This is a genomic window from Frigoribacterium sp. CFBP 13605 (genome assembly GCF_014839405.1).
Taxonomy (GTDB): domain Bacteria; phylum Actinomycetota; class Actinomycetes; order Actinomycetales; family Microbacteriaceae; genus Frigoribacterium.
In genome coordinates, this window is the sequence record NZ_JACYNS010000048.1 from 1 (window position 1) to 20,071 (window position 20,071).

General features: G+C 73.5%; 18 protein-coding genes. 10 read left to right on the forward strand and 8 right to left on the reverse strand.

What is annotated here, in order from left to right:
- Positions 1-129 precede the first annotated feature (129 nt).
- Positions 130-4,077, forward strand: a complete 3,948-nt coding sequence (gene eccCa / locus IFT36_RS10265) for a type VII secretion protein EccCa (protein ID WP_200413053.1) — start codon at positions 130-132, stop codon at positions 4,075-4,077.
- Positions 4,074-4,655, forward strand: a complete 582-nt coding sequence (locus IFT36_RS10270) for a hypothetical protein (protein ID WP_173153985.1) — start codon at positions 4,074-4,076, stop codon at positions 4,653-4,655. Before eccCa ends, IFT36_RS10270 begins: the two co-directional genes overlap by 4 nt.
- A 129-nt stretch (positions 4,656-4,784) precedes the next feature.
- On the opposite strand, the gene IFT36_RS10275 is transcribed toward IFT36_RS10270, so the two are convergent.
- Positions 4,785-5,468 carry an SOS response-associated peptidase gene (locus IFT36_RS10275; RefSeq protein ID WP_123571127.1) on the reverse strand — a complete coding sequence of 228 codons (684 nt, stop codon included), beginning with the start codon at positions 5,466-5,468 and terminating at the stop codon, positions 4,785-4,787.
- Positions 5,469-5,562: 94 nt separating this feature from the next.
- Here IFT36_RS10275 and IFT36_RS10280 point away from each other — a divergent pair, with 94 nt between their 5' ends.
- Genes IFT36_RS10280 through crcB form a run of 3 tightly spaced genes read left to right on the forward strand, consistent with a single transcriptional unit; the run spans position 5,563 to position 6,906 of the window.
- Positions 5,563-6,081, forward strand: coding sequence for a universal stress protein (locus tag IFT36_RS10280; protein WP_200413054.1), 519 nt, complete (start codon positions 5,563-5,565; stop codon positions 6,079-6,081).
- A gap of 13 nt (positions 6,082-6,094) precedes the next feature.
- Positions 6,095-6,532 carry a fluoride efflux transporter FluC gene (locus IFT36_RS10285; protein WP_159828329.1) on the forward strand — a complete coding sequence of 146 codons (438 nt, stop codon included), beginning with the start codon at positions 6,095-6,097 and terminating at the stop codon, positions 6,530-6,532.
- On the forward strand, positions 6,529-6,906 hold the full coding sequence (gene crcB / locus IFT36_RS10290) for a fluoride efflux transporter CrcB (protein ID WP_159828326.1): 378 nt from the start codon (positions 6,529-6,531) through the stop codon (positions 6,904-6,906). Before IFT36_RS10285 ends, crcB begins: the two co-directional genes overlap by 4 nt.
- 114 nt (positions 6,907-7,020) lie before the next feature.
- Here crcB and IFT36_RS10295 read toward each other — a convergent pair whose 3' ends face one another.
- The gene (locus IFT36_RS10295) at positions 7,021-7,935 is read right to left on the reverse strand and encodes a cation diffusion facilitator family transporter (RefSeq protein ID WP_056044161.1); all 915 of its coding nucleotides are present in this window, start codon (positions 7,933-7,935) and stop codon (positions 7,021-7,023) included.
- 250 nt (positions 7,936-8,185) lie between these two features.
- Between IFT36_RS10295 and IFT36_RS10300 the strand changes: the two genes are divergently transcribed.
- Complete coding sequence (locus IFT36_RS10300) at positions 8,186-9,094, forward strand: SDR family oxidoreductase (RefSeq protein ID WP_173153978.1); 909 nt, start codon at positions 8,186-8,188, stop codon at positions 9,092-9,094.
- A gap of 51 nt (positions 9,095-9,145) precedes the next feature.
- On the opposite strand, the gene IFT36_RS10305 is transcribed toward IFT36_RS10300, so the two are convergent.
- The 4 genes from IFT36_RS10305 to nucS form a co-directional block, all read right to left on the reverse strand.
- On the reverse strand, positions 9,146-10,447 hold the full coding sequence (locus IFT36_RS10305) for an MFS transporter (RefSeq protein ID WP_236557064.1): 1,302 nt from the start codon (positions 10,445-10,447) through the stop codon (positions 9,146-9,148).
- Positions 10,444-11,121, reverse strand: coding sequence for an HAD hydrolase-like protein (locus IFT36_RS10310; protein ID WP_056044155.1), 678 nt, complete (start codon positions 11,119-11,121; stop codon positions 10,444-10,446). The genes IFT36_RS10305 and IFT36_RS10310 overlap by 4 nt, the downstream gene beginning before the upstream one ends.
- 24 nt (positions 11,122-11,145) lie before the next feature.
- The gene (locus IFT36_RS10315) at positions 11,146-11,385 is read right to left on the reverse strand and encodes a hypothetical protein (protein WP_200413055.1); all 240 of its coding nucleotides are present in this window, start codon (positions 11,383-11,385) and stop codon (positions 11,146-11,148) included.
- A 161-nt stretch (positions 11,386-11,546) separates the two neighbouring features.
- The gene (nucS, locus tag IFT36_RS10320) at positions 11,547-12,242 is read right to left on the reverse strand and encodes an endonuclease NucS (protein ID WP_056044151.1); all 696 of its coding nucleotides are present in this window, start codon (positions 12,240-12,242) and stop codon (positions 11,547-11,549) included.
- Between the two features lie 135 nt (positions 12,243-12,377).
- Between nucS and IFT36_RS10325 the strand changes: the two genes are divergently transcribed.
- Positions 12,378-13,040 carry a hypothetical protein gene (locus tag IFT36_RS10325; RefSeq protein ID WP_200413056.1) on the forward strand — a complete coding sequence of 221 codons (663 nt, stop codon included), beginning with the start codon at positions 12,378-12,380 and terminating at the stop codon, positions 13,038-13,040.
- A 64-nt stretch (positions 13,041-13,104) separates the two neighbouring features.
- Positions 13,105-14,184: a LacI family DNA-binding transcriptional regulator gene (locus IFT36_RS10330; protein ID WP_056044147.1), complete on the forward strand. Its 1,080-nt coding sequence runs from the start codon at positions 13,105-13,107 to the stop codon at positions 14,182-14,184.
- A gap of 49 nt (positions 14,185-14,233) precedes the next feature.
- On the opposite strand, the gene IFT36_RS10335 is transcribed toward IFT36_RS10330, so the two are convergent.
- Together IFT36_RS10335 and IFT36_RS10340 are read right to left on the reverse strand one after the other, a co-directional pair.
- A complete protein-coding gene (locus IFT36_RS10335) occupies positions 14,234-15,568 on the reverse strand; it encodes an MATE family efflux transporter (protein WP_200413057.1) in 1,335 nt (444 codons plus the stop codon).
- Between the two features lie 32 nt (positions 15,569-15,600).
- Complete coding sequence (locus tag IFT36_RS10340) at positions 15,601-16,866, reverse strand: uracil-xanthine permease family protein (RefSeq protein WP_200413058.1); 1,266 nt, start codon at positions 16,864-16,866, stop codon at positions 15,601-15,603.
- A gap of 118 nt (positions 16,867-16,984) precedes the next feature.
- Between IFT36_RS10340 and IFT36_RS10345 the strand changes: the two genes are divergently transcribed.
- Both IFT36_RS10345 and IFT36_RS10350 read left to right on the forward strand, forming a co-directional pair.
- On the forward strand, positions 16,985-18,949 hold the full coding sequence (locus tag IFT36_RS10345; RefSeq protein WP_200413059.1) for a M13 family metallopeptidase: 1,965 nt from the start codon (positions 16,985-16,987) through the stop codon (positions 18,947-18,949).
- A 5-nt stretch (positions 18,950-18,954) separates the two neighbouring features.
- A complete protein-coding gene (locus tag IFT36_RS10350; RefSeq protein WP_056044141.1) occupies positions 18,955-19,860 on the forward strand; it encodes a serine hydrolase in 906 nt (301 codons plus the stop codon).
- Positions 19,861-20,071 lie beyond the last annotated feature (211 nt).

Consider the following 20,071-nt stretch of genomic DNA (forward strand, 5'->3'; position numbering starts at 1 on the left):
CGTCGGGGATCCCGGCCCGGCCCCGTCGGCGGCCGATCCCGGCCCGTCGGAACGTCGCCCCTCGGAACGCCGCCAGGCCCGCGGGCGGGACGCCCGCCCGGCGATCGCCGACGACCAGGAGGCCCGACGATGACCGTCAAGCTCGTCCACCGGCCCACGCGCATCACGCGACCCGTCCAGCCCGCCGAGCACGAGGACATCACGCCACCACCCCAGCTGGCCGACGGCAAGGTCGGCGGCGTGCCCGTGCAGGCCCTGCTCCCCGTCGTGGGCGCCCTCTCGAGCGTCGTGATGATCGTCGTCTACCGCGGCAGTTCGAACCCGCTCTTCCTGCTGGTCGGCGCCGTGCTGCTCATCGTCGCCCTGGTCGGCGGCCTCGCGGTCACCCTCAGCCAGAGGGGCAACGCGGCGCGGCAGCGGCGCCTGCAGCGCGAGCGCTACCTCGACTTCCTCGAGCGGCTGCGCTCGCGGATGCGCACGAAGGCCCGGGCCGTCCGGGCGACGGCGGCCGTGCTCGACCCCGAACCCGCCGCCCTGCTCGAGCTGGTGCGCGACCCCGCGCGACTCTGGGAACGCCGCCGCCAGCACGACGACTTCCTCTCGGTGCGGATCGGCGAGGGCGACCTGACCTGGTTCCCGATGTCCGTCCCCGAGGACCCGAACCCCGTGCAGCCGTTCGACCCGATCATGGCCAGCGAGGCCGAGTCCGTGGTCGAGCACCTCTCGACCGTCCGGGGCATGCCCATCACGGTCGACCTCGACCGAGCCGGATCGGTCGCCGTGCTGGGCGACCGCGAGTCCGCGCTGCGGGTCGCGCGCTCGATGATCCTGCAGCTCGCCGCCCTGCACTCGCCCGACGACGTGCACCTGGCCGCGGCGTTCCCCGAGAGCGCGGCCGACGACTGGCGCGGCTTCGACCTCGTCCCGCACGCCGTGGACGACTCGCTCTACGACGGACCGGTGCCGGCGCGACGGGTCGCGACCAGCGCCTCCTCGTTGCTCTCGGTCATCGGCGGCGAACTGGGCGACCGGGCACAAGAGGCCGCCACGACGAAGCGCTCGATCGGCACCACGGCGCGCACCGAGGGATCGCGCCTCGTCGTCTTCGTCGACGACTGGGGGCACGTCGCCTCGAGCATCCCGGTGCCCGACGCCGACCTCTCGCTGACCGACCTCGGCGTCACGACCGTCCACCTGCTGAGCGACCGCCTGCACGAGCCGTCGGACGTCACCCTGCGCATCACCGTCGAGGGCGACGAGGCGGTCGTGACGGACGCCCGCGTCGAGGACGACGGCCAGGTCCGCGTGCAGACGGCGACGATCGACGTCACGACCCCGCAGCTGTTCGAGGCCGTCGCCCGCACGCTCACCCCCCTGCGGCTGAGCCTCAGCAGGCAGGACGAGGTCGACTCGGCCCAGGCCGTCGAGATCACCGACCTGCTCGGCATCGACGACGTGACGACGCTGACGCCGGCGACCGCGTGGACGCCGCGCTCGCCGCGGGACTTCCTGCGCGTTCCGATCGGCATCGACGACTTCGGGGCGCCGGTCCTGCTCGACCTCAAGGAGTCCGCGCAGCTCGGCATGGGCCCGCACGGCATCTGCATCGGCGCGACCGGTTCGGGCAAGAGCGAGCTGCTGCGCACGCTCGTGCTCGGCCTCGCCCTGTCGCACTCGCCCGACGACCTCAGCATGGTCCTCGTCGACTACAAAGGAGGCGCGGCGTTCGCTCCGTTCGCGGGGTTGCCGCACGTCGCCGGGCTGATCGACAACCTGGCCGACGACGCGCAGCTCACCGAACGTGCCCGCGTCAGCATCCAGGGCGAGGTCGTCCGGCGTCAGGAGCAGCTGCGCGACGCCGGGGGCGCGTCGTCCATCAGCCACTACCGCGAGATGCGCGTCGGTCGCCCGGAGCTGCCGCCGATGCCGCACCTGTTCGTCGTCATCGACGAGTTCGGCGAGTTGCTCACGGCGGAGCCCGAGTTCGTGGACCTGCTGCTCACCATCGGTCGGATCGGGCGGTCGATCGGCGTGCACCTGCTGCTCTCGAGCCAGCGCATCGAGGCGGGCAAGCTGCGGGGCCTCGACACCTACCTCTCGTACCGGATCGGCTTGCGGACCTTCTCCGAGGCCGAGAGCTCGATCGTGCTCGACCGGCCGGACGCGTTCCACCTCCCCGCGGTCCCGGGGTTCGGCTTCCTCAAGGTCGACACCTCGGTGTACCGGAGGTTCCGCGCGGGTTACGTGTCGGGCCCCCTGCCGACCGAGGCCGCCCGCTCGCTGGCGGGCGACGACGTGCGGCCGACCGCGCTCCTGCTGCCGACCTTCAACGGCATCGCGGGCGGCGACGACGACGGCGGCGAGGACGAGCTCTCGCGGCCCGACGTCGGTCGCGCCGTCATCGACGAGGCCGTCGACCGCCTGATGGGCGGCGGCACCGACGTCGACCCCGTCTGGCTGCCGCCCCTGCCCGACCGGCTCGCGCTCTCGCGGGTGGTCGGAGCGGACCAGGCCGGCGGCCTGCGGGTGCCGATGGGACTGCTCGACGACCCGGCGCGGCAGCGGCAGGACCCGTGGCTGCTCGACCTCGCCCGGGCCGGCGGGCACGTCGCCGTGATCGGGGCGCCGCAGACCGGACGCAGCACGTTCCTCCGCACCCTCGTCGCCTCGCTGGCCCTGACCCACACCCCGCAGGAGGTCGGCATCTACGGCATGGACCTCACGGGCGGGGGGCTCGGCCGGATCGAGGGCTTCCCGCACGTCGGTGGCGTGGCCACGCGGGCGAGCAAGGACCGCCTCCTGCGCCTGCTCGAAGAACTGGCGGCCATGCTGACGACCCGGGAGCGCGTGTTCCGCGACCACGGCATCGACTCGCTGGCCATGCTGCGTCGGTTGCACGCCGCGGGCGAGGTGCCCGAGCTGATCTCGGCCGACGTGGTGCTCGTCGTCGACGGCACCGGCCAGCTGCGCGGGGACTTCGTCGAGCTCGAGACGGCGTTCGGCGACCTGCTGCTGCGCGGCGGCAGCTACGGCCTGCACGTCGTGCTCGGGATGACGCGGTGGAACGAACTGCGGATGGCGCAGCAACCGCTGGTCGGCACCCGGGTCGAGTTGCACCTGAACGATCCGGCGGACTCGGTGATCGGTCGCAAGCTGGCCCAGACCATCCGGGCCGACCAGGCCGGTCGGGCCCTGACCGACGACAACCTGTTCGCGCAGGTGGCGCTGCCGGTGCTGGACGACACGGACGACGACGAGGTCGGCGACGCCCTCGAGGCCCTCGCCCGCCGGTCGGCGTCGAGCTGGAACGGCCCCGCGGCGGCACCGATCCGCCTCCTGCCCACCGAGCTCTCGCCGGACGAGCTGCCCGACGCGCTGGACGAGCCCGAGGCGATCCCGTTCGGCCTGCGGCAGGACACGATGCAGCCGGTCGCCCTCGATCCGGGTGCCGACCAGCACCTGCTCGTGTTCGGCGACTCGAAGGCCGGCAAGTCGACCCTGCTGCGCGGACTCGTCCGCGGCTTCGTCGACCGGGCGACCCCGGACGAGCTCGTCGTGGCCCTGATGGACCTCCGCGGCGACCTGGTCGCCGAGGTGCCCGACGACTACCTCGGCGGTCATGCCTCGACCAGCACGGACGCCCGCGCGCTCGCCGTCGCCGTGGCCGACGAGCTCGCCAAGCGCCAGGCCGGCGACCGCGACGCCGGTCCGCGCATCGTGGTGGTGATCGACGACTACGACATCGTCGCCTCGGGGGGCACCGAGCCCCTCAAGCCGCTGCTGCCCTTCCTGCCCTCGGCCCGCGACCTCCGGCTGCACGTGTTGATCAGCAGGCCGGTCGCCGGCTCGGCGCGGGCGCTCTACGACCCGGCGCTGCAGACGCTGCGCGACACGGGTGGGTCGTCGTTCATCATGTCGGGCGAACGCAGCGAGGGACCGATCGTGCCGCAGGTCTACGCCGAGCAGATGACCGCCGGTCGAGGCCGCCTGGTCCGTCGCGGCCAGGCGCCGCGCATCGTCCAGGTGGCCCGGTTCGAGGCCGACGGACGAGCCGACGTCGCCGGAGCGGGCTCGTGACCGGCCGGACGGTCGTCGTCGCGGGCGTCGCCGGGGGTGTCGGGACCACGACGGTCACGGCCCTGCTCTTCACCCAGCTCTCGGGGGAGTCGGTGCCCCGGCTGATCGACCACTCGGGCGGGGACCTCGGGACCCGGCTGACCGGGGGCGACGACGCGCCGCGGGTCGACCACGAGCTGACCCTGCACGACCTCGGCGCCCACGCCGACGGCGCACTCCTCGACCTGCTCGACGACACGAGCGTCTTCGGGGTCGTCGTGGCCCCGACGACCCCGGTCGGCTTCGCCGACGCCCAACGGGTCCTCGCCCGCATCCGCGAGCGGCACGGGGTCGGCGGCCTGCGCCGGGTGATGCTCGTGGTCGTCGGCGTCTTCGGCGAGCATCGGACCACGCGCTCGAGCGAGGCGCTGCAGAACGAGTTCGGCCGTCGATCGCTCGTCGTCGTCCCGCGCGACCCCGCCCTCGCGGCGGGCGGGCGCGTACCGCTCAACCGGCTGACGCGGGAGTCCCGACGGGCCCAGGGCGAACTCGTGTCGTACCTGCGCGAACGGCTGGCGAGCCACCGCGACGCGCGCTGAGGCGCCGGACCGCGCCTCCGGCCGGGACGCGAGTCGCGCCTCCGGACGGGACGCGAGCCGCGCCTCCGGACGGGACGCGAGCCGCGCCTCCGGACGGGACGCGAGCCGCGCCTCCTCGTCCGAGGGGCGTCAGCCCAGGGGCTCGATGAGGTGCGGGCCGTTGTTGCGGACGTTGTTCGCATCGCGGCTCACCTCGTGCTGGACGAGGTCGTGGGCGACCTCGAACGAGTCCCGGTCGAGCAGCGAGAGCAGCTCGTCGGCGTCGAGGCCGTCGCCCAGCCAGTCGTCGTACGAGTCGGGGGTGAGGCAGGCCGGCATCCGGTCGTGCACCTCGCCCGGTGCCACGTGGGCGTCGCGCGTGATGATCGTCGTCGAGAGCACCCAACGGTCGGGGTCGTCCTCGTCCTTCGCGGGATCGGGCCACGCGGTGACGAGGCCGGCCATGGCGAGCCCGGCGTCGGGCTGGTGCACGTAGTGCGGCTGCTTGCCGGTCTCGGTCACGACCCACTCGTAGTACCCCTGTGCGGGCACGATGCACCGGCTGCTCGCGAACGCCCGGCGGAACATGCCGCTGGTAGCCACGGTCTCGATGCGGGCGTTGATCGGTTGCGGACGCTTCTTCAGGTCGGGGTACCACGACGGCACGAATCCCCACCGGGCACCGGGCAGCTGCCTCTCGCCGTGCCGCTCCCGGACGACCGGCACGACGGTCGTCGGCGCGACGTTGAAGTCGTCGGGCAGGGGCCCCAGGCCGTCGAGCAGGCTCGGCAGCAGATCGGACGTGGCCCGGGCAACGACGTAGCGACCGCACATGCCGACAGTCTGCTCTTCCGCGGAGGGGTGTGACGGTGGTTCACTGTGCCCGTGGCGCCGCGTGGGACGGCGACACGGTGAGAGGGTGGTGACCATGTCCGACGAGCAGAACCTCGCGCGCGGCTTCGTCGTCGCGGGCGTCGTGCCCAACTCGGGTGAGGCCGTCGTGGCGACCGCGGCCGACCTGGCGGCACGGTACGGCACCGGTCTGCTCTGCGTCTCGGTCGAGCCCGACCGGCTCGCCTTCGCCGAGGGCATCGACGGCACCGTCCTGTCGTACCCCCTCGACCCCGACGACTACACCGAGACGCTGTCCTTCGACGCCGACCTGGAGGCGCGGCTGCGGCCGGTCGCCTCGGCTCGCGGCGTCGAGCTGCGCACCTCGATCGTCGCCGGCGACCCCGCCCGGTGCCTGTCGCACCTGGCCGAGCAGCTCGACGCCCCGCTGATCGTCGTCGGCAGCCGCGAGGCCGGCCTGCGGGGCAGCGTCCGAGAGTTCTTCGCCGGCTCGGTCGCCCTGCACCTCAGCCACCGTCAGCACCGGCCGGTCGTCGTCGTGCCGCTCGCCCCCGTCCCCCGCAGCCAGACGCTGCCGTGGGAGGACGAACTGTGACGCGAGGCCGCCGGTGACGGGTGCCGCGCGCCCTCGTGCCCCGCACCTCCGTCCGTCCCTGATCGCCCTCGTCGCGCTGGGCGGTGCCCTCGGGACGGCCGCACGGGTCGGGATCACGCTCGTGGTGCCGTCGTGGGGGGCGTTCGACACGGCGATCTTCGCGATCAACGTGGTCGGGGCGTTCGTGCTCGGCGTCCTGCTCGAGCGGCTGCTGCGCTCCGGGCCCGACGAGGGCGGGCGTCGCCGGCTCCGACTGCTCGTGGGGACGGGCGTCCTCGGCGGGTTCACGACCTACAGCTCGCTCGCGACCGAGACCGCGGCGCTCGCCGGGGCGGGCGGGGGCGACCTCGCCGTCGCCGTGCTCTACGGGCTGCTGAGCCTGGTGCTCGGGGTGCTCGCCGCCGCGGCCGGCATCCGGGTCGGCGCACGTCTCGCGGGGCGCGCCTCGTGAGCCCGTTGCTCGTCGTCGCCGTCGCGGTGGCCGGCGGGGTCGGTGCCGCCACCCGGTTCGTCGTCGACGGGCTCGTCAAGGACCGCCTCGGCTCCGCCTACCCGTGGGGCACGACCGTCATCAACGTGTCGGGCTCGTTCGCGCTGGGGCTGCTGACCGGCCTGGCCCTGCAGGCGGTCGTCACGCCCGAGTGGAAGGCCGTGCTCGGCACCGGGCTGCTCGGCGGGTACACGACGTTCAGCACCGCGAGCGTCGAGACGGTGCGACTGCTGGCGGCCGGGCGACGCGGGGCCGCGGTCGCGAACGGCCTCGGCATGCTCGTCGCATGCGTGGGCGTCGCCTCCCTCGGGCTGTGGCTCGGCTCGCTCGCCTGACGGGCTCGTCGCCCGGGCCTCAGGCGCGCCGAGTGGGCAGATCTGGTCCTTCCGCGGCTGGTGAGGGACCCGTTCTGCCCACTCGACCCGCGCCTCCGGGGGAAGGGGGCCCGGTCAGGCGTGCGTCTCGCGCTCGTGCCCGGCGTGGTCGGCCGGCTCGAGCTGGAACGTCGCGTGCTCGACCGAGAAGTGGGCGGCGAGGCACCGGTCGAGGGCGTCCAGGGTCTCGTCGACCTTCATGTCGCAGAACACCTCGCGCTCGACGACGACGTGCGCCGAGAACACGGTCGCTCCGCTCGTGATCTGCCAGGCGTGGACGTCGTGTGCCGAGACGACGCCCGGGGTGTCGCCGATGTGTGTGCGGACCGACTCGAGGTCGATGTCGCCCGGAGCCGAGCCGAACAGCACCCGGATCGCCTCGCGCAGCAGCGACCAGGCCCTCGGCACGATCATCGCCGCGATGATCAGCGACCCGACCGAGTCGGCCTGCGTGAAGCCCGTGGTCAGCACGACGACGGCGGCCACGACGACGGCCGCCGAGCCGAGCAGGTCGCCGAGCACCTCGAGGTAGGCGCCGCGCATGTTGATCGAGTGCGTCGCCCCACCCCGCAGCACGAGCAGCGCCGCGACGTTCGTCGCCCCGCCGACCAGGCCGACGACCAGCATCGGCAGCCCGAGCACCTCGTGCCCGTCGACCGCCACGAGACGGGAGACGGCGGCGACGGCGACCGAGAGCGACACGGCGAGCAGCACGAGTCCGTTGACGAAGGCGGCGAACACCTCGGCCCGGCGGTAGCCGTAGGTCTGTCGACCGCTCGCGGGTCGGGCGGCGACGATCGTGGCCACGAGGGCGATGACCAACCCGGCCAGGTCGGAGAGCATGTGCCCCGAGTCGGCCAACAGCGCCAGGGAGCCCGAGAGCCAGGCGCCGACCAGCTGGGCGACGAGACCGAGGGCGACGATCGCGATCGCGAGGCGGAGCCGTCGTCCGTCGGCGGCGACGTGTCCGTGTCCGTGGTCGTGGCCCATGGGCGCCTCTCGTCGGGATGGAGGGGTGGGGTGGGGATCGGGGCCCTGATCCGGCCCGGCGGGTCGGTCCGCCGGCGTTCCGGGCCGGCGTCGAATCTACCGGCGCCCGTCGGCGACGGCCACCGATCCGGGCAGTCGATAACGAGTCTCGATCCCTGCAACGACGCCGATCGGGGCCCACCGGGCGGACGAGGAGGCGCGGGTCGGCCCCGCCTGGGAGCCGCCCCCACCGCGCATGGTTCAGTGAGGCATGACCGACTCGACCGAGACCTCCTCCGCCTCCCTCGGGGAACCCGCCCGCGCCTCCTCGTCCCTCGTCGCCGTGACGGGTGCGACGGGTGCCGTGGGCGGCATCGTGGCCGCGCACCTGTCCGAGCGGGGCGTCCCGCTGCGGCTCGTCGTGCGCGACGCCACCCGGGCACCCCGACTCGACGGGGCCGAGGCCGAGGTCGCCGTCGCCACGTACGGCGACCGGGCGGCCTCCGTCGAGGCCCTGCGCGGGGTCGAGACGCTGTTCATGGTGTCGGCGGCCGAGGCCCCCGACCGCGTCGACCAGCACCGCTCGTTCGTCGACGCCGCCGTCGAGGCGGGCGTGCGGCACGTGGTCTACACGTCGTTCGCCGGTGCGTCGGCGGACTCGGTCTTCACGCTCGGGCGGGACCACTTCGCGACCGAGCAGCACATCCGCGAGTCGGGGCTGGCCTTCACGTTCCTGCGGGACAACTTCTACCTGGACTTCATCCCGCTGTTCGCGGACGAGCAGGGCGTGATCCGCGGCCCGGCCGGTGACGGGCGCGTGGCGGCGGTGGCCCGGGCCGACGTCGCGGCGGTGGCGGCCGTCGTGCTGCTCGACCACGAGTCGCACGCCGGGGCGACCTACGACCTCACCGGGTCGGAGGCGTTCACCCTGACTGAGGCGGCCGCACGCCTCACCGCCCTCGGCGGACGGTCGTTCACGTTCGTGGACGAGACGGTCGACGAGGCCTACGAGTCCCGCCGCGTCTTCGAACCCGAGCCCTTCCAGGCGGACGCCTGGGTCAGCACCTACACGTCCATGGCCTCGGGCGAGGTGGCGCAGGTGACGTCGTCCGTGCGCGACCTGACCGGACGCGACCCGTTGACGCTCGAGGTGCTCTTCGCCGGAGGCGTCCAGCACTGACCCGGCCCGGGAGGCCGCCCGGTCGTCGGCCCGGCCGGCGGCCCGGCCGGCTCAGGGCACGCGTCGCGACGACAGCACGCCGCTGACGCCGAGCACGACGACCGCCGCGGCGACGCCGATCATCGGGATCTGCCAGTTGCCGCTGACGTCGTGCAGTCCGCCGATCGCGAGCGGCCCGAGCGCGGCGATCGCGTAACCGCCGCCCTGCACCAGGGCCGACAGCCGTCGTGCCTCGACGTCGGTCGACGCCATGCGCACGATGACGATGAAGATGATCGTGATGCCGCCCCCCTGCGCGGCCCCACCGAAGATCGACCAGAGCAGCCAGTGCTCGGGAGCGAAGAGCAGGCCCAGCGGCATGGCCGACCAGAAGACGGCGATCAGCCCGATGACGACCGCCGGCCGCACGCGCAGGGCGAGGAACGGCACCCCGAGCGCACCCACGACCGCGAGGATCTGGAAGACCGACGAACTCGCCCCGGCCGCCTCGCGGGTGAGGCCGACCTCGTCGCGCAGCAGCGTGGGCATCCAGGCCGTGAGCCCGTAGTAGCCGAACGCCTGCCCCGAGAAGGCCAGCGTCAGGCCCCAGGTCGTCCACCGACGCAGCAGCGGGGTCGCGCTGCGTCGGCGCTCGCGCGCGTCGACCTCGGCCTCGCCGGGCTCGACGACGTCGATGCCGCCCGTGAAGACGTCGGCCGCCGAGGAGGCGCGGTGCCGGTCGTCGACGTCGGCCTGCGACCCCGGCACCACGGCCACGCTGCCGCCCCGCACCGCGACGCGGGGGCCGACGGCGATCGACCAGACGACGGCGGCCAGGACGGCGAGCAGCCCCCAGGTCACGAGGGCGAGGGGCCAGCCGACGACCGAGGCGATCGGGGCCGTCGCGAGCGAGGTGATCATCGACCCGACGTTGAGGGCCGAGGTGTAGATGCCGGTGACGAAGCCGGCCCGCTCGGGGCTGAAGTCACGACGGATGACGACGGGCAGCACGACGTTGCCGATCGTGATGGCGACGCCGATCACGATCGTGCCCACGTAGAGCCACACCGTGCCGCCGGCCGTGCGCAGCAGCGTGCCGAGGAGCACGCCGGCGAGCCCCAGCGTGACGGCGCGCTCGGCGCCGATCCGGCCGATCAGGGCCGAGGCGAACGGGCTCGCCACGGCGAAGCAGAGCACGGGGATGCTGGTGAGCAGCCCGGCGACGACCGCCGTGAGGCCGAGGTCGGCGCTCATCTGGTCGAGCACGGGGGCCGGGGCCACGATCGGCCCGCGCATGTTGAGGGCGATCAGCACGATCGCGAGGGTGAGCAACCAGGCGGCGGGCGACCGCACCGCGGCCGCGGCCCGGGTCACGCGGCGCCGCGCAGCAGGGAGACGCCCAACAGGTCGGCCACCTCGTCGACGTCCGCCGCCACGGCGACCGCGCCGACGTACTCCTCGGGCTCGCCGTAGCCCCAGCCGACGAGGATGGTGGGCACGCCGTGCACGGCCGCGCCCTCGACGTCGTGGTGGCGGTCGCCGAGCAGGACGGGCCGCGAGAGGTCGGCCCCGCGGGCGCGCAGGCGCTTCAGGGCCTCCTCGACGACGTCGGCCTTGGTGTTGCGCACCTCGTCGTCGGACGCGCCGGTGATGACGTCGAGGTAGCGGTCGAGGCCGTGGGCCCGGAGGATGGCCGTGGCCGGGGTCTCGGGCTTCGAGGTCGCGGTCGAGGTGGGGATGCCGGCCGCGTGCACGGCCGCCATGAGGTCGGGCACCCCCGGGAACACCTCGCCCTCGAGGGCGCCGTGGGCCAGGTAGTGCGCGCGGTAGAGCCGCATGGCGTCGACGAGGCGCTCGCCGTCGAGGCCGAGGCGCACCTCGAAGCTCTGCGGCAGGGGCGGTCCGACCCAGGCCATGAGGTCGGCGGGCGAGGGCACCGGCAGGCCGAGTTCGCCGATCGTGTGGGCGAGGCTGGCGGTGATCGCGGGCGCCGAGTCGGCGATGGTGCCGTCGAGGTCGTAGAGGACGGCCGTGTAGGGGAGAGTCATCACCCCCAGCTTACGGATCGGGGGTCAGCAGGGGACCGCTCGGAGCGGCCAGGTCGCGACGGCCGACACGGCGTCCCGGATCGCCGTCGCGTTCGCACCCGCACTCGTCGTGCTCGTCTTCGCGGTCGCGGTCGCGGTCGCGGTCGGGCTCCGACGCGTCGCGTCGAACGGGCGGTGGCGGACGTCGCGGCTGCTCGCGAGGGACCGGAAGACGGGGGTCGCCTCGCGTTCGGCGGCCAGGGTGTCGAAGATCGGTGAGGTCACGGGTTGCTCCTGCGGTCGATGGGGGTCGTAGCAGAAATATAACCCTGAAATGTGAGTATCACAAGGGTTCGTCTCACTGCGCCCGCGTGGGCCCGCACCTGCGCGGCCCCGCGCCCGCGTGGGCCCGCACCCGCGTGGCCCCGCACCCTCGTGGGCCGGCGTCAGAAGAGGCGGGAGTGCGAGTCGTCCAGCCCGCGCATGGCGTCGTAGTCGAGCAGGAGGGTGCGGATGCCCCGGTCGTGGGCCAGCGTGCGGGCCTGCGGTTTGATCTCTTGCGCGGCGAACACCCCGGTCACGGGGGCGAGGTGTGGGTCGCGGTTCATCAGCTCGAGGTACCTCGTGAGCTGCTCGACCCCGTCGATGTCGCCTCGCCGCTTCAGCTCGACGGCCACTGCGGCGCCCTTCGCGTCGCGGGCCAGGATGTCGACCGGCCCGATGGCGGTCATGTACTCGCGGCGGACGAGGGTGTGGCCCTCGCCGAGCAGTTCGATCTGTTCGGCCAGCAACTTCTGCAGGTCGGCCTCGACGCCGTCCTTGGTCAACCCCGGATCGACGCCCATCTCGTGGGACGAGTCGTGCAACACCTCGTGGATCGACACCACCAGGAGGTCGGCCGTCTTGGCCTGGGTCACCTTCCACAGCTCGACGACGCCGGCCTCGCGTTGGTCGTCGTCGGGTTCGACCGTGCGGATGGTGCAGGGCGGGCTCATCCAGTTCAGGGGCTTGTAGCTGCCCCCGTCGGAGTGGACGAGCAGGCTGCCGTCGCTCTTGACCATCAGGAGGCGCGTGGCCAGGGGCAGGTGGGCGGACAGTCGACCGGCGTAGTCGACCGAGCAACGGGCAATGACGAGGCGCACCCGACGATCCTACGGGGCGGCGAGAACGCGGCATGGGCCCCTCGTTGACAAGTATGCATATGTGAAATACATTCATGACAGATGGTCGGCAGGACGGCCACCGAGACGCCTCCAGGAGGAACGATGCCCCACCCGATGCCCGCCACGACCCGGCCGCTGCCGACGACGACCCACGACACGGCCGAGCTGCTGCTCGTCGACCTGGCGACGGCGCGCTACGCGCCCGGCGACTCCCTCGACGTCGACACCATCGTGCGCGAGCACCGGGTCACCCCCGGCGAGGTGCACCTCGCCCTCTTCGAGCTGAGGCGCATGAAGGTCGTGGTGCGCGCCCCGTTCAGCGGTGCGCACGTCGTCGTCTGGCACCGGCGGTTCAACGAGGTGCTGCTGCGCGACCTGGTCCGCATGGTCTCCGTGGCGTCGACCGAGGCGACGTCGCTCGAGGACGTCCCCGAGCCCGCCGTGCGCCGACCGGCCTGCACGGCCCACGGGCTGGCCCTGCCCGCGGACGTCGCCCACTTCCTCGACCTCGTCCGGGCGATCGTGCAGGTGCTCTCGCCGTCGGCGCGTCAGCACGTGCGGGACGACCTGCTGCTGCCGCTCGAGATCCTCTGCAGCGCGAGGGCCGTCGCGGTGCACGACATGCGGCCCGCCCTCGGCGAGACCGTCCGCGGCGCGATCGTCGACCTGATGGAGGCCGCCGCGCACTACGGCGACTGGACGCAGCTGCCGGGCCTCGCGTCGGACTACGTCACGGCCCTGGGCGTCGACGAACCGCCCGTGCGACCCGTCGACTGACGCCGCACCGACCGTCACCGGTCACCCGGAGGCCGTCCGGCCCCGTCGGCTAGGCTGCGGCAGCATGAGCCGGGCAGAAGGCGACGTCGCCGCGAGGCCGACCCTCGCGTCGGTGGCGCGGGTCGCCGGGGTGAGCGCGAGCACCGCCTCCTTGGCCTTCAGCGGGACCGGCCCCGTCTCGGACGAGACCCGCGCGCGGGTGCTCGCCGCCGCCGACGAGCTCGGCTACGCCGGGCCCGACCCCCGCGCGAGGTCGCTACGGCGTGGGCGTTCCGGCATCGTCGGCGCCGTCCTCGAGTCCACCCTCAGCACGGCTTTCCGCGACCCGATCAACGTGGCCATGCTCGACGGCATCGCCGACGTCACGGGGCCGGCCGACAACTCGCTGCTGCTGCTGACCGAGACCGCGGGCGAGCGCTCCCGCCTGCTCGACGCCCCCGTGGACGCCGTCGTGCTGTTCGGCTGCAGCACCCGCCTCGACCAGTCCGTGTCGATCATGCGTCGGCGCGGCATCCCGGTGGTCTCGATCGAGGCCCCGCCGACCGAGGGCGTGCTCGACATCGCCGAGGACAACGTGGGCTCGTCCCGCCTGTTGGCGCAGCACCTGCACGATCTCGGCCACCGACGGGTCGCCGTCGTCGCGCTCGAGCTCGGCCCCGGCCGGTCGAGCGGCGACGGGGACGACGAGCTCACCGACGCGCGCGTGGCCCGGGGCACCTCCTGGCCGACCCTCGAGCGGCTGCGCGGCACCCGCGAGGTCTTCCCGGGCGTGGGCGGCCTGGCCACCCGTGGCAGCTGGACGAGCGAGGGCCACCGCGCCGGCCTGCGCCTGCTCGACGTGCCCGAGGCCGAGAGGCCGACGGCGATCGTCGCCCAGAGCGACCTGCTCGCGTCGGGCGTCATCGCGGCGGCGGACGACCTGGGGCTGTCGGTGCCGGGCGACCTGAGCGTCGTCGGCTACGACGGCGTGCGCCTCGACGACCCGCGCGCCGCCGACCTCACGACGGTCGTCCAGCCCGCCGTCGAGAAGGGCCGCGCGGCCGGTCGCGCGGTGCTCGCACTCCTCGCCGGCGACCCCGTCGAGGGCACGACGTTCACGAGCGTCTTCCGGCCGGGGTCGACCACGGGTCCGCCCGCGCGCTGACGCCCGACCCCGCCGCCTCCTCGCCGAGGCCGACCCACGACCCCCGGGTTCAGCCGGCGCCGACGACCATCCACCGGTCCGACCGCGCCCGGAGGCCCAGCGTCACGGCGCGGATGCCGATGTAGCCCAGGCCGAAGGCCAGCCACAGGGCGACCGTGCCCCGCGCGTCCGGCCCGACCCGCGCCTCCAGCGGGATCAGGATCGCGAGGTAGACGACCGTGTTGACCACGCCGGCGAGGGCGAGGTAGCGGGCGTCGCCGGCGCCGAGGAGCACGCCGTCGAGCACGAAGACGAAGCCGGCCAGCGGGATGCCCACGGCCATCGCCAGCACGACCCGGGGCAGCAGGTCGCGCACCGCGTCGTCGCCGCTGAAGACGGGTGCGAGCAGCGGCGAGACCGCGGCCAGCAGCACGCCGAGCAGCAGACCGCCGCCGACCCCGAACAGCATCAGCCGGCGGGTGACGGCGCGCACCGCCTCGCGATCGCCCTGACCGAGCGCGTGGCCGACGAGGGCCTGGCCGGCGATGGCCAGCGCGTCGAGGGCGAACGCCAGCGTGCTGAACAGGGTGAGCGCGACCTGGATCGTCGCGAGCCCGGTCACCCCCGAGGAGGCGGCGGCCCAGACGGTCGCGATCATCGCGATCCGCAGGGACGCGTTGCGCACGAGCAGCCACGCGCCGGAGCGTGCCGTGCGACCGACGCCGGCCAGACCCGGACGCAGCGGAGCCCCGACGGCCCGCGCGGCACGGACGGCGATCACCACGTACACGGCGGCCATGCCCCACTGCGCGACGACGGTCCCCGCGGCCGAGCCGGCGATCCCCCAGCCGAAGCCGTAGAGGAAGAGCGCGTTCAGGCCCGCGTTCGCCGCGAAGCCGACCGTGGCGACGACCAGTGGCGTCCTGGTGTCCTGCAGGCCGCGCAGCAGTCCGGTCGCCGCGATCACGAGCAGCATGCCGGGCAGGCCGAGCATCGACACGGTCAGGTAGGTCGCCGCCGCGTCGACGACGGCCGGCTCGGTGCCGAACAGGCCGACGAGGGGGCGGGCGACGAGTGCCCCGACCCCGGCGAGCACCACCCCGACCAGCAGCGCGAACCAGAGCCCGTCGACGCCGGCGCGGATCGCTCCGGGCCGGTCACCCGCGCCGAGCCGTCGGGCCACGGTCGGCGTCGTGGCGTAGGCCAGGAAGATCAGCAGGCCGAGGGCGGTCTGCAGCACGACGCTCGCGATGCCGAGCCCGGCGAGGGGCACCGTGCCCAGGTGCCCGACCATCGCGGTGTCGGTAAGGAGGAAGAGCGGTTCGGCGACCAGCGCGCCGAGCGCCGGCGCCGCGAGGGCGACGATGCGTCGGTCCCAGGGCGAACGGAGGCGCGAGGTCGTCACCGGGGACGGCTCGCCGCGGCGGCGTCCCACCGTCAGTCGGTGCCCCGGGCCCGACCCACGGCCGACATGAGGTGGTAGACGACGATGGCCGCGACCGTGCCGAGGATGATGCCGCCGAAGCTCGCGCCCCCGAGGGCCAGGGTGAAGTCGGCGATGCCCATGATGAGCGCGACGCCGGCGGTCAGCTGGTTCTTCGGGCGGCTGAAGTCGACCCTGTTCTCGACCCAGATGCGGATGCCGATCACGCCGATGAGCCCGTAGAGCGCCGTCGTGACGCCGCCGAGCACCCCCGGCGGGATGGTGAAGATGACGGCGCCGATCTTGGGCGACAGCCCGAGCAGGATCGCCACGACGCCGGCGATCCAGTACGCGGCCGTCGAGAAGATGCGGGTGGCGCTCATCACGCCGATGTTCTCGCCGTAGGTGGTCGTCGCCGAGCCGCCGCCGAGGCCGGCGAGCACCGTGCTGAGGCCGTCGGCGAAGAGTGCCCGGCCGGTCAGCGGGTCGAGGTTGCGCTTCGTGAGCTGGCCGACACCCTTGACGTGGCCGACGTTCTCGGCGATCAGGGCGAGCACGACGGGCAGGAAGCCGAGGTAGATCGGCAGCTGCCCGAGGTCGAAGGCGGGGGCCGTGAAGGTCGGCAGGCCCACCCACGGCGCGGCCGCGACGGCGCTGTAGTCGACGGCGCCCGCGATCACGGCGGCGACGTAGCCGACGACGACGCCGACGAAGATCGACAGGCGGCCGAGCAGGCCCTTGAAGAGCACGGCGCTCAGCACGACCGCGGCGAGCGTGATCAGGGCGATGCCCGGCGAGAGCGCGAAGTTGTCGCGGGCGGCCGGGGCCAGGTTGAAGCCGATGAGGGCGACGATCGAGCCGCTGACCACCGGGGGCAGCAGGGCGTCGATCCAGCGGGTGCCCGCGAGGTTCACGACCAGGCCGATCACCGCGAGCAGGGCGCCGACGACGATGATGCCGCTGAGCGCGAGGGGGATGCCGCCCACGTCGGTGGCGGCCGCGATCGGGGCGAGGAAGGCGAACGACGAGCCCAGGTAGCTGGGCAGGCGGTTCTTCGTGATGACGAGGAAGAGCAGGGTGCCGATGCCGGAGAAGAACAGCGTCGTACTCGGCGGGAACCCGGTGATGATCGGCACGAGGAAGGTCGCGCCGAACATCGCGACGACGTGCTGGCCGCCGAGGCCGATGGTGCGCGGCCAGCTGAGCCGCTCCTCCGGGGCCACGATCTCGGTCGGGTCGACCGTCTTGCCGTCGCCGTGCAGTGCCCAGGGGAGTGCCATGTCGAGAACTGTACTGGGGGTGCCGTTTCCTCCGTGTTTCCTGGGACGGCCTCGTCAGCCCGGGCCGCAGCGGGTCCGGCCCGGCCCGTCGTCGGGGGCCTCACCTAGGCTGACGGGCATGACCAGCGACGCACTGAGCAGCGGAATCCAGACCGACGAACTCGACCCGGCGGTCCGCCCGCAGGACGACCTCTTCCGGCACGTCAACGGCGCGTGGATCGACCGCACCGAGATCCCCGACGACAAGGCGCGCTACGGCTCCTTCTACCTGCTCGCCGAAGAGGCCGAGAAGGCCGTCCGCGAGATCGTGGTCGAGTCCCAGTCCGCCGAGCCCGGCACCGAGGCCCGCAAGGTCGGCGACCTCTTCACCAGCTTCACCGACGAGGAGCGCATCGAGGCGCTCGGCGCCGCACCCCTCGAACCGCTCCTGGCCGAGGTCGAGACGGTCACCGACGTGACCTCGTTCACGCGCCTCCTGGGCTCGCTCGAGAAGCAGGGCATGCCGAGCTTCGTCCAGCTCTTCGTCGACAACGACCCGGGCGACCCCGAGCGGTACGTCGTGTTCGTCGAGCAGGGCGGCCTCGGCCTGCCCGACGAGTCCTACTACCGCGACGAGAAGTTCGAGTCGGTGCGGACCGCCTACCGGGCGTTCGTCGAGCAGATGCTCGGGCTCGCCGGCCTCGACGACGCCTCGGCCCGCGCCGACCGCGTGGTCGGGCTCGAGACCGCCCTCGCCACGCACCACTGGAGCAACGTCGCCACCCGCGACAGCGACAAGACCTACAACCTGCTGCCCTGGGCCGAGTTCGACGCGCTCGCCGAGGGCGTCGACCTCACGGCCTGGCGGGACGCCGTGGGCGGCCCGGCCGGCGTCTTCGACGAGCTCGTCGTGCGCGAGCCGTCGTTCGTGACCGGACTGGCCTCGCTGCTGACCGACGACCGCCTCGACGCCTGGAGCGACTGGCTGCGCTGGCAGATCGTCCGCTCCATGGCCGCCTACCTGTCGACGCCCTTCGTCGAGGCGAACTTCGGCTTCTACGGTCGCACCCTCACCGGCACCCCCGTGCAGCGTGCCCGCTGGAAGCGCGGAGTCTCGCTGGTCGAGGGCGCCCTCGGCGAGGCCGTCGGCCGCATCTACGTCGAGCGGCACTTCGCGCCCGAGGCCAAGACCGCGATGGACGTCCTCGTCGGCCACCTGGTCGAGGCCTACCGACAGAGCATCACGGGCCTCGAGTGGATGACCGACGAGACCCGAGCCCGGGCCCTCGACAAGCTCGAGAAGTTCACGCCCAAGATCGGTTTCCCCGAGAAATGGCGCGACTACTCGGCCCTGTCGATCGACCCCGCCGACCTCGTCGGCAACGTGCGGGCCACCGCCGCCTTCGGCTTCGACCGCGAGCTGGGCAAGATCGGCCAGCCGCTCGACCGCGACGAGTGGTTCATGACGCCGCAGACCATCAACGCGTACTACAACCCGGGCATGAACGAGATCGTGTTCCCCGCGGCGATCCTGCAGTTCCCGTTCTTCGACGAGATGCGCGACGCCGCGGCCAACTACGGAGCCATCGGCGCCGTCATCGGCCACGAGATCGGCCACGGCTTCGACGACCAGGGCTCGAAGTACGACGGCGACGGCAAGCTGACCGACTGGTGGACCCCCGCCGACCGCGAGGCGTTCGAGGAGCTGACCTCGTCGCTCATCGCGCAGTACGACGCCCTCGCCCCGAAGCAGGTGCCCGACCACCACGTCAACGGCGCCCTCACCATCGGCGAGAACATCGGCGACCTCGGCGGGCTCTCGATCGCCTGGAAGGCCTACCTCATCTCGCTCGACGGCAGCGAGCCGCCCGTGATCGACGGCCTGACCGGCGCCGAGCGGTTCTTCCTGAGCTGGGCCCAGGCCTGGCAGATCAAGCTGCGCGACGAAGAGGCGATCCGTCTCGTCTCGATCGACCCGCACTCGCCGAACGAGTTCCGGTGCAACCAGATCGTGCGCAACATCGACGAGTTCTACGAGACGTTCGGCGTCACCGAGAGCGACGCCCTGTGGCTGCCGGCCGAGGAGCGCGTCACCATTTGGTAGGTCAGGTGCCCGGCCGTCGGGCCCGACGGGAGAACGGCGACGGCGCCGACCACGAGCCGCGCCACGGTGGCGGGCGCGCGCTCGAGTCGTTCTCGACGTCCTTCGCCGCCCTGGGCGACCTGGCGCTCGCGGGTGGGCAGGTCTCGGCCTCGGTCAGGGACCTCGACGCGGGGGCCGACCTGCTGAGCGTCGACGAGCACGTGGCGCTGCCGGTGGGCCAGCTCGGTTCCGTCCTGCTCCTGGTCGAGGTCTCGGCCCGCATCGAGGACGGCACGCTCCGCCCCCTCGACGAACTCGACCGGCCGGGCGACCCCGGCGACCAGGGGCCCGGTGGCCTCTGGCCCTACCTCCGCCGGACGAGCCTCCCGGTGACCGACGCGGCGACGCTCGTCGGGGCCTTCCGCGACGGGGCGGCGATCGACGCGCTCATCGGCCGGGTGGGCCTGGCCGCCGTGCGGGCGCGAGGTGAGTCGCTCGGTCTCACGAAGACGGCCCTCCTCGACGTCACCCGGTCGTCCCGCGGCCCCGACGACGCGCCTGCGCTCGCCGTGGGCACGGCTCACGAACTCGGCGGCCTCATGGTGTCCCTCGCCCGCGGCGAGGTCGTCGACCGGGCCGTGTCGAACCGGGTGCTCGGCTGGCTGTCGCTGGGCGCCGACACGTCGCTCGTCGCGGCGCCGTTCGGTCTCGATCCGCTCGGGCACCGGCGGCTCGACCACGACCTGCAGATCGTCCACACGACCGGTGGCGACCCGGGGGTGCGCTCCGAGCTCGGGGTGCTCCGCGGGCCGCGCCGCAGCGTCGCGTACTGCGTGATCGTCACGTTCGACGACCTGACGCTCGCCCACCGCCTCCGGGCGCTCGAGGCCCTGCGGGCCGTGGGCACCGACGCCCTCGAGTACGTGCACTGAGTCGGCTGCCGCACCGAGCCGAGCGCCGCATCGAGCCGGCTGCCGCGCCGAGCCGAGCGCCGCACCGAGCCGCGGCCCGGCCGTGCCCCCGCGCCGACTCAGTCGACCAGGTCGAGCCCCCGGAGGCGCTCGAGCGTCGCGACACCGGCCGGCGGGCACCGGCCCGCGTCGGCCGAGGTGACCCAGTGGACCGCGCCGACCTCGGCGGCGG

What these genes read in the sequence shown, in the direction of transcription:
- IFT36_RS10295 (WP_056044161.1), bottom strand. Translation starts at nt 7,935, where the DNA reads ATGGGCCACGACCACGGACACGGACACGTCGCCGCCGACGGACGACGG.
- IFT36_RS10340 (WP_200413058.1), bottom strand. Translation starts at nt 16,866, where the DNA reads ATGGCACTCCCCTGGGCACTGCACGGCGACGGCAAGACGGTCGACCCG.
- IFT36_RS10325 (WP_200413056.1), top strand. Translation starts at nt 12,378, where the DNA reads ATGCCCGCCACGACCCGGCCGCTGCCGACGACGACCCACGACACGGCC.
- IFT36_RS10275 (WP_123571127.1), bottom strand. Translation starts at nt 5,468, where the DNA reads ATGTGCGGTCGCTACGTCGTTGCCCGGGCCACGTCCGATCTGCTGCCG.
- IFT36_RS10300 (WP_173153978.1), top strand. Translation starts at nt 8,186, where the DNA reads ATGACCGACTCGACCGAGACCTCCTCCGCCTCCCTCGGGGAACCCGCC.
- IFT36_RS10330 (WP_056044147.1), top strand. Translation starts at nt 13,105, where the DNA reads ATGAGCCGGGCAGAAGGCGACGTCGCCGCGAGGCCGACCCTCGCGTCG.
- IFT36_RS10280 (WP_200413054.1), top strand. Translation starts at nt 5,563, where the DNA reads ATGTCCGACGAGCAGAACCTCGCGCGCGGCTTCGTCGTCGCGGGCGTC.
- IFT36_RS10310 (WP_056044155.1), bottom strand. Translation starts at nt 11,121, where the DNA reads ATGACTCTCCCCTACACGGCCGTCCTCTACGACCTCGACGGCACCATC.
- IFT36_RS10345 (WP_200413059.1), top strand. Translation starts at nt 16,985, where the DNA reads ATGACCAGCGACGCACTGAGCAGCGGAATCCAGACCGACGAACTCGAC.
- eccCa (WP_200413053.1), top strand. Translation starts at nt 130, where the DNA reads ATGACCGTCAAGCTCGTCCACCGGCCCACGCGCATCACGCGACCCGTC.